The organism is Thermosynechococcus sp. OHK43 (assembly GCF_014466085.1).
Classification (GTDB): domain Bacteria; phylum Cyanobacteriota; class Cyanobacteriia; order Thermosynechococcales; family Thermosynechococcaceae; genus Thermosynechococcus.
In genome coordinates this window covers 1-10,209 of the sequence record NZ_JACOMP010000151.1, presented here as the reverse complement: position 1 = coordinate 10,209, position 10,209 = coordinate 1, and the positions used below count along the sequence as shown (strand labels likewise).

The 10,209-nt window shown below is 55.0% G+C and carries 11 protein-coding genes; 4 read left to right on the top strand and 7 right to left on the bottom strand.

The genetic code is table 11. The features are described from left to right. The first annotated feature begins 141 nt into the window (after positions 1–141). Both H8Q75_RS06375 and H8Q75_RS06370 read left to right on the top strand, forming a co-directional pair. Entirely contained in the window at positions 142–1,596 is a 1,455-nt protein-coding gene (locus tag H8Q75_RS06375; protein WP_024125545.1) for a CIA30 family protein, read from the top strand. A 13-nt stretch (positions 1,597–1,609) separates the two neighbouring features. Beyond that, entirely contained in the window at positions 1,610–2,866 is a 1,257-nt protein-coding gene (locus tag H8Q75_RS06370; RefSeq protein ID WP_024125544.1) for a DNA repair exonuclease, read from the top strand. Here H8Q75_RS06370 and H8Q75_RS11965 read toward each other — a convergent pair. The 5 genes from H8Q75_RS11965 to H8Q75_RS06350 form a co-directional block, all read right to left on the bottom strand. Then, positions 2,863–3,021 (bottom strand): DUF928 domain-containing protein, encoded by a 159-nt coding sequence (locus H8Q75_RS11965; protein WP_162147205.1) that lies wholly within the window; start codon positions 3,019–3,021, stop codon positions 2,863–2,865. The genes H8Q75_RS06370 and H8Q75_RS11965 overlap by 4 nt on opposite strands. Next, on the bottom strand, positions 2,979–3,608 hold the full coding sequence (locus tag H8Q75_RS06365) for a DUF928 domain-containing protein (protein WP_041429226.1): 630 nt from the start codon (positions 3,606–3,608) through the stop codon (positions 2,979–2,981). The genes H8Q75_RS11965 and H8Q75_RS06365 overlap by 43 nt, the downstream gene beginning before the upstream one ends. A 472-nt stretch (positions 3,609–4,080) precedes the next feature. Then, entirely contained in the window at positions 4,081–4,683 is a 603-nt protein-coding gene (gene ureG / locus H8Q75_RS06360) for an urease accessory protein UreG (RefSeq protein WP_024125543.1), read from the bottom strand. Positions 4,684–4,687: 4 nt separating this feature from the next. Continuing rightward, entirely contained in the window at positions 4,688–5,611 is a 924-nt protein-coding gene (gene era / locus H8Q75_RS06355; RefSeq protein WP_024125542.1) for a GTPase Era, read from the bottom strand. Between the two features lie 9 nt (positions 5,612–5,620). Beyond that, positions 5,621–6,115, bottom strand: coding sequence for a biopolymer transporter ExbD (locus H8Q75_RS06350; protein ID WP_024125541.1), 495 nt, complete (start codon positions 6,113–6,115; stop codon positions 5,621–5,623). Between the two features lie 76 nt (positions 6,116–6,191). Here H8Q75_RS06350 and gmk point away from each other — a divergent pair, with 76 nt between their 5' ends. Beyond that, positions 6,192–6,767, top strand: a complete 576-nt coding sequence (gene gmk, locus H8Q75_RS06345) for a guanylate kinase (protein ID WP_024125540.1) — start codon at positions 6,192–6,194, stop codon at positions 6,765–6,767. Here the strand turns inward: gmk and H8Q75_RS06340 are convergent. Then, complete coding sequence (locus H8Q75_RS06340; RefSeq protein ID WP_024125539.1) at positions 6,764–7,486, bottom strand: ABC transporter ATP-binding protein; 723 nt, start codon at positions 7,484–7,486, stop codon at positions 6,764–6,766. The genes gmk and H8Q75_RS06340 overlap by 4 nt on opposite strands. 492 nt (positions 7,487–7,978) lie before the next feature. On the opposite strand from H8Q75_RS06340, the gene H8Q75_RS06335 reads away from it, so the two are divergent. Further along, on the top strand, positions 7,979–8,992 hold the full coding sequence (locus tag H8Q75_RS06335) for a zinc-dependent alcohol dehydrogenase family protein (RefSeq protein ID WP_297040935.1): 1,014 nt from the start codon (positions 7,979–7,981) through the stop codon (positions 8,990–8,992). A 186-nt stretch (positions 8,993–9,178) separates the two neighbouring features. On the opposite strand, the gene H8Q75_RS06330 is transcribed toward H8Q75_RS06335, so the two are convergent. Next, a partial coding sequence (locus H8Q75_RS06330) for a trypsin-like peptidase domain-containing protein (RefSeq protein ID WP_297040934.1) occupies positions 9,179–10,209 on the bottom strand: 1,031 nt, incomplete at its 5' end.

Below are 10,209 nucleotides of genomic sequence, written 5' to 3'. Positions count from 1 at the left end.
GGCCCCACCCCTCCAAACACCTGCGCCCTCCCCATCTCAGCGACTATGGCCGGGCTTTGCTGACATGGGCAGCCCAACAGTGGCACGATACACTAAGGGCAGGGGAAAAATTCCCCCACTGGTCAAGCGTGGTGCCCCTCTATGGCAAATAACTGGGAACTTGGTCGCTTTCTCGATACACTGCGCTTTTTTCAAACCTTACCTTTTGTAGGAACGCTGGAGCCTCTGCGCCCCGTGCTGTCCCCCCTTTTACCGGATCTCTTCAAGCCGCCCGCCTATCGGGGCAGTGGCCTGGTGGTGGTTATGGGGGCAACGGGTCGAACCGGTCAAGCCGTGGTGAAAACCCTCTTGGGTCAAGGCTATGCTGTGCGGGCAGTGGTGCGCGATCGCGCCAAGGCTGAAAGTGGGCTTCCCCCAGACCCCTTTTTAGAGATTGTCGTTGCCGATGTGACTCAGCCCTTGCCTGCGGATCTCCTGCAGGGGAGTCGAGCGGTGATCAACTGTGTCGGGGCAAAGGTACAGCCCAATCCCAACGCGCCACCTCCGGGCCTTGAAATTGTCGGTGCTAGCCCAGAGGCCGTTGAATTTGAGGGGATGCGGCATCTGTTGGAACGTGCCCAACCCTATTTTCAAAGTCAACCCAACACCTATCCTCTCTTTGACTATCGCTATCCCACGCCGCCTCTGAAGGAAGTTTGGGGTGCCCTTGATGATGTGGTCATGGGCGGCGTCAGTGCCAGCCAGTTTTACCTCAAGGATCACAGTGCTCTCTTCACAGGGGTGGTTTCTACAGAAAATTCTGGGGGCTTTGTCTCGATTCGCACCCGCAACCTCACCCCACCGCTCAATTTCCAAGGATATACGGGCATTCAACTACGGGTTCGCGGCGATGGCCAGCGCTATAAATTTTTCCTACGCAGTGACCCCGCTTGGGATGGCGTCGGCTATGCCATCTCTTTTGATACGGCGGCCGATCAGTGGATCACGGTTGAGTTGCCCTTTAGCCACTTTATCCCTGTATTTCGGGCACGCACGGCCACCAATGCCCCGCCGCTGAATGTGGGGCAAATTTACTCACTGCAACTGATGCTGAGCAAGTTTGAGTATGACGGTGCCCTCAACCCTCACTTTCGCCCCGGCTCCTTCAGGCTTGAGATAGAGTTCATCCAAGCCTATGGGGGCTTGCCCTTACCTCGCATTATTCAGGTCAGTTCTGCCGGGGTTACCCGTCCGCAGCAAGCAAATCTTGATGTTAAGGGACAGCCCTTGGCGGTTCAATACAACAAACAATTGGGGGGCCTCCTGACGTGGAAACTAGCAGCGGAAAATATGCTGCGCCAAAGTGGTCTTCCCTATACGATTGTCCGTCCCTGTGGTCTGACGGATCAGCCCGGCGGCAAAGAACTGCGCCTGGATCAAGGCGATCGCCTGACGGGTTTTCTGAGTCGTGAAGATTTAGCTGCATTTCTGGCCAGTTTGTTAAACTTGCCCGTGGCCTGCTATCGCACTGTGGAAGTGGTAGCCACCGATCAAGCAGCAGAGGCCTATCCCAATTGGGCAGTCCGCCTTGCCCAACTTGCCAGCGATCGTCCCTAGGAGACAGGGTCAAATGGTGCGGTTTCTGCATGTTGCCGATGTCCACCTGGGCTACAACAAATATCGCCAAGACAACCCCAGCCGCATGCTGGACTTTTTCCGTGCCTTTGACAGTGCCTTGGAAACCTACGCCATCGAGGCACGGGTCGATTTTGTTCTGATTGCCGGTGATCTCTTTGAGGAGCGGATGATTACCCCCGGCATTCTCAATCAGGCGGAATACGTCCTTGATAAGGTGCGATCGGCGGGAATTCCAGTGCTCGCCATTGAGGGCAACCACGACAACTGCCCCTACGGTGTCAAGTCCAATTGGCTACGCTACCTCTGCGAAAAGGACTACCTCTATCTTTTGGAACCCGACGAGACAGGTGCTCTCCAGCCCTGGGATACAGAAACAGTGCGGGGTGGGTATATTGATCTTCCCTGTGGTGTGCGCGTAATTGGTTCCCAGTGGTATGGTGCCAGTGCCCCCCGGGCCATTCAACAGCTTGCTAGCCAAATTCAGGCACTGCCCCCCGCTGCTGGTGCGACGATTCTGCTCTTTCACCACGGTCTTGAGGGGCAAGTCTCCCGCTACCAAGGGGCATTGCGCTACAACGAACTCCTACCCCTGCGCCAAGCGGGTGTGGATTACCTGGCCTTAGGGCATATCCATCGCCACTATGCCGTTGAGGACTGGATCTTTAATCCCGGCTCCGTTGAGGCCAATTCGATTCAGGAAAATCAGCAGCAAAATCCACGGGGAGTACTGTTGGTCAGCCTTGATCAGGGACCACCCCAGGCGGAACTCAAGCGCGACTATTGGCAGCGTCCCATCCATCGCTACACCCTTACTCTCACCCCCAGTGACACCGTGAGCCAGGTGGAGAGCCGACTCCAGCAATTGGTGCAGCGGCATCAGTCAGACATGGCAGAGGCGATTGTTGAAGTCAGCCTCAAAGGAGAAGTGGGCTTTGAGCGCGGTGAGTTGTCTGTGCGATCGCTCCAAGGGCAACTACAAGAGGCAGCTAAGGCTTTTATTTTTCGACTGGGGTTTGCCGCAACCCCTGTGGCCTATGAAACCTACCGTGATGCAACGGCTGAGCCACCCCCTCGCGCCCAGATCGAAGAACAGGTGTTTACAGATTTGCTGGCCAGTGTCGCAGAGTATCGCGATCGCGCCCAACCTTTGGCCAAGGCACTCATGCGCATGAAGGAGGATCTCCTTCAACCCAATGCCAATATTCCTGACCTCTACGAGTGGCTGGCAAGTCTCTCCCTAGGGAGCTAGGGCTGGGATGGCCAGGGAAGGAGGGGTTGATTCGCCACATTGGTCAACTGAACAGGGGCAGACGGTAAGAGGGCTTGCCATTTTTGCTGGAGTTGGGCATTCTCCGGCTGCGCTAGGCGTTGTTGAGCAAGTTGATTGAGGGGGCATCGTACCAGTAGCCTGCCACGGCAAAGGCATCCGCTACATCTTTAGCTTGGACAATTCGCTGCTGTTGGCTGAGGGATAAGGGCACCGGTCGCAACCAGCTGACAGTTTTGAGGGCCGTGGTGCCATTGGTGCAAGTGAGAGTCAGTTGCCACTGGTCATCCACACCGTTTTTGAGGGAGACATTCTCCACGGGCCAGCCAATAATGCCCGCTGCTGTGGGGGCAGGACGCTCTTGGCGATAGACTTCTGTACCTTGGGGATCCCGCAGGGTCAGGGTTAGGGCGGCTCCCCTATTGGCGGGAATGAAGCTATAGAGGGCGGGGGTGGATGTGCTGCTGAGGCCATTGTTATCCTTGGGCACGAGGGCAACCACGGTTTGCTTTGGCTCAGTCAGACACCTTTCGGTACTACCGGTACTCTCCCGCAGCAGCATGGGACGGGCAATTCGCGTTGCGGCTCCCTCACGATTACCGGGGCGGCCAATGTTTGCAGGTGGACGATAACTTGCCCAAGAGGCATGGGCGATCGCTCCAATCATGCCCACTGCCAAACTGAGGAGCACAGCAATGGGGCGGCTCCCCCCTTGAATCGCCATATCACTCAATCCTCGCAATTGAACAGGCAATGAATAGGAACTCACTTGCCCCAGGGCTGCAGCGATCCAGCGCTACAGACCTGTGACCCTTTCTTGGCAAAGTTAGAGTTTGTTAGCGTAGCTACCGGATAGTCTTTTTTTGGGTTTTTGGGCTCGTGAATTCCACAACAGCTAAATCTGTATCGGCTCTGTATCGGCAAAAATTTAATCCCATTGAAATCAGGCGTAGGCCTCCTGATAGGAATCACACGGTAATTATCCCTACAATTGACAACGTGCTTTGCGGTAAGCACATCGTAGGTCGAACCAGAGCGGCAAATAAGGGCATGAGAACCGTGAGAACCATGGGTAGTTCATCATACTTCCTAGCTGTCAACACCGATAGAACGATTTTAAGGGGCAAATTGTTGCAGTGCCAGTGATGATGACCAGTGACTTGTTGTGCATTGGGTCAAATTCCATGTGATGATATTTAGGCTGCCAGGTGGAATGTGAGAAAAGCAATCACCTGATCTAGCCCAAGGCCAGTTTTCAAGTTTGTCATCACATAGGGGCGATCGCCCCGCATTTTTAGGGTGTCCCGTTTCATCACCTCTAAATCAGCACCCACATAGGGGGCAAGATCAATTTTATTAATCACCAATAAATCCGACTTGGTAATGCCAGGCCCGCCCTTGCGAGGAATTTTATCGCCAGCAGCCACGTCAATCACGTAAATCGTTAAATCCACCAGTTCCGGGCTAAATGTCGCAGCCAAATTATCGCCGCCACTCTCAACAAAAATCAGATCCAAAGGCTGAAGAGCTGTTTCCAATTGCTGAATGGCCGCTAGGTTGAGGGAAACATCTTCCCGAATGGCAGTGTGGGGACATCCCCCCGTTTCAACGCCAAGAATTCGCTCTGGGGGAAGGGCTTGGGAACGCACCAAAAACTGAGCGTCCTCTTGGGTGTAAATATCATTAGTCACGACCCCGAGGCGATAGCGATCGCGCAAGGCTTTACAAAGAGCATCCACAAGAGCGGTTTTACCTGAACCCACGGGCCCTGCCACACCGACTCGCAATACTGTCTCCATGTTCTCAATCCTTCTCAATGCGATAGCCCAACTCCGCTAAGCGCAACCGATCCTGTCGCCAGCGGGGGCGCACCTTGACAAACAGTTCTAGATAGATCTTGCCACCAATGAGGGTTTCAATTTCTTGGCGGGCAGCGGTGCCAATTTGTTTGAGCAACTGACCCCCTTGGCCAATAATGATAGCCTTTTGCGTTGGACGCTCCACATAAATCACCGCGTGCACATGAGTGAGGTTGCGCACCTGCTGCACCTGTTCAATTGTTACGGCTACTGAATGGGGGACTTCCTCGCGGGTGTGGTGCAAAATTTGTTCACGGATTAATTCTGCCATGATGAATCGCTCCGGCTGATCGGTAACCATGTCCGGTGGATAGTAATAGGGACCAAGGGGCAACTGCGCCGCGATCGCCGATTGCAGCAAACCAACTCCCTCTCCAGTCAGTGCTGAGCAGGGATAGGCCGGCCAAGGGCCAAGGGTTTGATAGTCCTGTTGCCGCTGTTCTCGCTCCGCTGCTGGCAGCAGGTCAATTTTATTGATGGCCATAAGAACGGGCGATGGAGTCGTTGTCAGGAGATCCGCCACGTAGCGATCGCCCCGACCCGGCGGACTAGCAGCATCCACCACAAAGACAATCGCATCCACCCGCTTGAGAACACCTTTGGCATTGTGCACCAGCACTTCCCCAAGGCGATGGTGGGGCTTATGGATGCCCGGTGTGTCCACAAAGATAAATTGCGCTGTTGCCGTTGTCAGAATGCCCCGTAAGCGGTTGCGGGTGGTTTGCGCCACAGGGGAGGTAATGGCTACCTTTTGTCCCAGCAGATGGTTGAAGAGCGTGGACTTACCGACATTGGGACGACCCACTAAGGCCACAAAGCCAGAGCGAAAGCCCACCGGGGCCACAGGAATACTGGAAATCGGTTCCACGGTAACGCCCTAGGGATTGGCGGGTATGGGTTGGTCGTTAGCCGGCGGCGAGGGGAGGGGGGTAGGGCGGGTCTCCGTGCTGAGCACCGGCTGTTCAACGGGTTGAGTGGCCAAGGCCACCCGATTGCCCCCTAGGGATCGCAGAAGATCCAAGACTTGGATGACTTCGTTATAGCTGACCACCTGCGACGCCCGCAAAATTACCATGCCCTGGGGATTGGTTTTCAAGTATGTGGCCAAGCGTTGATAGAGTTCACTGCGGTCGACTGGGTCTTTATCCACAAAGAGTTGCCCTGCCGGATCAATGCTCACCACCAGCATCTTTTGCGACTGGGCTTGACTGGTGCTGGCTTGGGGCAGATTCAACGTAATCGCCTGCTGCCGCGTCAGACTCACCGCCGCCAAAATAAAGAACGTGAGAATACAAAAGACCACATCAATCAGGGGCAGCATTTCAATGCGGACATTGTCACTTTCAGTGGGCAAATGAATCTTCACGGTCATGCCTCAACCACGTTGCCTTAATGATAAAACTCTAAGCAAACACAGTAGGATTAAAAAGTTTCTCACCTATGCAGTTATGACCAGTGCAACGCCCCAGCCCGGGCAACTCATTGTGATTACTGGCCCCAGTGGTGTCGGCAAAGGAACGCTCCTACGGCAACTGCGGCAACGCCATCCCGAACTGGCATTTTCGGTTTCGGCCACGACCCGGCCGCCGCGTCCCACAGAGGTTGAAGGGGTGGATTACTATTTTGTCTCTGTAGAAGAATTTAAGGCCATGATTGCCGCTGGGCAACTCTTGGAATGGGCGGAGTTTGCAGGTCATTACTACGGCACACCGCGCCACCCCCTGGTTCAACTCATTGCCCAAGGGAAAACCGTGATCCTCGAAATTGAACTGCAAGGGGCACGTCAAGTGCGCCAATCCTATCCCCAAGCGCGTCACATCTTTATTTTGCCGCCATCTTTAGCAGAACTGGAACACCGCCTGCGCAGCCGTGGCCAAGACAGTGAGGAGGCGATCGCCCGCCGTTTAGCTCAAGCGGAAACTGAAATTGCTGCTGCCCCAGAATTTGATGTGCAAATTGTCAATGATGATCTAGAAAAAAGCCTGATTGCCCTTGAAACGGCCATTTTTAGCCCAGCGCCCTAAGGCTGTGCCCGCACAATTCCGAGGTAAAGTTCTCCCACTTTGGGGTCATTGAGTAATTCGCTGCCCAGTCCTTCATAGCGCTCTTTACCCATTTCTAAGACGTACCCGCGATCGCTCATGGCAAGGGCTTTCCGGGCGTTTTGCTCCACGAGAATAATAGCGGTGCCCTGGGCATTAATTTCTTTGATTTTGGCAAAGACATCATTGACCAGCGCTGGGGAAAGAGCAGCAGAGGGCTCATCCAAGACCATAATTTGGGGATCCAGCATCATGGCGCGTCCCATGGCCAACATTTGCCGTTCGCCCCCGGAAAGGGTACCGGCCCGTTGCTGTCGCCGCTCCGCCAGGCGGGGAAAGGTGTCATAGACCCGTTCTTTGAGGGCCTTGAGGTTGCCGGTTTTGGTAAAGGCCCCCATCTCCAGATTTTCTTCAATGGTGAGTGAGCGGAACACATTGGCAATTTGCGGCACGTAGCCAATACCTTTTTTGACAATTTCGTGAGGCCGCAGGTAGGTGATATCTTCTCCGGCAAGGGTAATTGTGCCAAGGCGGGGCGTCAGCAAACCAGCGATGGTTTTTGCTAATGTGGATTTTCCCGCGCCATTGGGGCCAATGACAGCCACGAGCTCCCCGGCTTCGAGGCGAAAATTAACCCCCCGTAAAATATCCACATCGGGAATATAGCCGGCATAGACATCAGTGACTTGGAGCAAGCTCATGGGGCAAACCAAATGGCCAGAGGGTCAACATCCTAGTATAGAGGCTTCCCCCTGCGGCGGCGATCGCGTGCCCAACGGCGGTCGATCAAGCATCTCTAGACAAAAATATTCTCTCTGCTCCAAGATTTTAGCAAGGCCCGACGCTGTCAGCCCTAGGACAGTTGCGGGTAGATTTAGAGGTGCTTGAATTTGCTGGAAACCCGGTCCTAGAGAGAGATTACGCCCCGAGCAACCGCGGATCTAAAATTAAAATTTTACAAAAACAAAATAATGATCTGGACTAGATGCTTGCAAAGGGATTGTGCTTATAGTAGTCCCAGCCTACCGCCTAGGGGGGTCTGTGCAGGGAGTCTTTCCCAGCTGAAAATGGAGCCACCAGTGCTGGAGGGGTTGGCAATGACTCCCCCTTGAGGGGGTTCTTTGGCGGTGGAGTTGATGGAGTACAATAGGGGCGTTATTTCGTCCTGAGATGCTTTCCCAGCCAGCCAAAACATGAAAGCCATTGCCATCACTGAGTTTGGCGAGCCCGATGTTTTAGTGCTACGGGAGGTGCCCGAGCCGCAGATTGAAGCTGCCGATGAGGTGAAAATTCAACTGCGGGCAGCCAGTGTCAACCCCATTGATACTAAGCTACGACAGCGGGGCACGTTTTTTCCCGATCGCCGGCCAGCGATTCTCGGCTGTGATGGTGCCGGTGTAGTGGTGGCTGTGGGTGCGGCAGTACAGCGCTTTCGCATAGGGGATGAAGTCTATTTCTGCTATGGCGGCTTGGGCGATCGCGGCGGCTGTTACGCCGAGTATGCAGTTGTGCCGGAAGCTGCTGTTGCCCACAAGCCCAAAACCCTCTCCTTTATTCAGGCAGCCGCTTTGCCCTTGGCCGTCATTACCGCTTGGGAAGCTTTGGGCGATCGCGGGGCAGTCCCAGCGTTGAATGTCCTCTCTACCGCAAAAACCGTTCTCATTCACGCCGGCGCGGGCGGGGTGGGGCATCTGGCCATTCAATTAGCGCAGCGCGCAGGTGCGCAAGTGGCCACCACCATCAGTTCGCCAGCAAAAGCTCAATTTACAGAAGCTTTGGGGGCAACCCTCGCCATTAACTACACAACAACCGACTGGGTGCAAGCGGTTTTAGATTGGACCGACGGCAAGGGGGTTGATCTTGCCCTTGATACCGTTGGGGGTGCCACCTTTGCCGAGACCTTCAAGGCGGTGCGTCCCTACGGCACCCTCGCTACCCTCTTGGAACCCGCAGCCGATACCCCATGGAAAATTGCCCGCCAACGCAACCTCTTGATTCAGCTCACGCTGATGCTCACCCCTCAACTCATGGGCCTGCGGGAGGCCCTTGCCCATCAAGGCAAAATCCTAGAGCAGGTGGCCAGCCTTGTGGATCGCGGCGAGCTCCGGGTTGTTGTGGATAAAACCTTCCCCCTCGGTGCTGCCGCCGATGCCCACCGCTATCTCAGCCAACGCTTGGTGCAGGGGAAGGTGGTACTCATCCCCTAATTGGGAATTTTCCTATGGTTGCTCAAATCCTTGCCGCCCTCCCCAGCCACAGGCTTCCCAGCGTTCTCCATCGGGTTTACCCCATTTTTAACGGGTTTTAACGGGTGCCTCAGCTATTGCGGCCGCCGGTTTGCAGGAAAAGTGGCACTACTGTAGCCCCACTATTCACTAACTTATTCTGGTAACTTATTCTGGCTGAGAGGAGGGATACAATTCCGGCGGCATTGGCTCTGGTTTAAGGCTCATGGTTTGCCGGCGATCGCCCCGTTGAATCTCCAAAGTAATTTTCTCCCCGAGTTTCGTTTGCTCAACAACGCTTTGTACTTGTTGCGGGGTGGGTTGGTTAATGTCGTTAACTTTGGCAATCCAATCTCCCGCTTGCAGACCCGCTTTTGCCGCTGGCGAATTGGGGGCAACGCCAATGATCAGAGTGCCTTGGGTTCGGTTCAAGGTCCAGTTGGGCTGTTGTTCACGGATTTGTAGTGCCAGTTCTGGAGTTAGGGGCACCATGCGAATGCCTAAGTAGAGGTGCTGAGCGCCACCCGTGGTAATAATTTGCTCAGCAATGCGATAGGCCGTATTGATGGGAATGGCAAAGCCAAGGCCCTGCGCTTGGGAAATCACCGCCGTATTGACCCCCACCACTTGACCGGCGGCATTCAGGAGTGGCCCCCCGGAATTTCCCGGATTAATGGCTGCATCCGTTTGAATGAAGCTCACGCGCTTATCGGCAGCACCAATTTCACTACTGGCACGCCCCATGGCACTGATAATCCCAGCAGTGACGGTGTTACTCAGCCCCAAGGGGTTGCCGATGGCGATCGCCCACTCACCGGGCTTCAAGGTGTCGGAATTCCCCAGTTGAACCGTGGGCAGATTCCTGGCATTAATTTGCACCACCGCCACATCCGTCAGGGAATCAGCACCCAGCACCTTGCCATCGTACTGGCGACCATCGGGAAGCGTGACTCGCACGGCGCTAGCCCCTTCCACCACATGGGCATTGGTCATGATTTTGCCATCGGGCGTAAAGATAAACCCAGAGCCTTGACCTTGGCGCACCGGCACATCTGGCATTAGGAAAGGATCGAGAAAACGATCCTCCCCACTGCGGCCCAGTCGTAGAGTATCAATACTCACCACCGCTGGCCCCGCCTCAGCAACCACCTTGGCAATGAAATTCTCACTCGCATTGGGTCGCTCCATGGGGGCAAGGG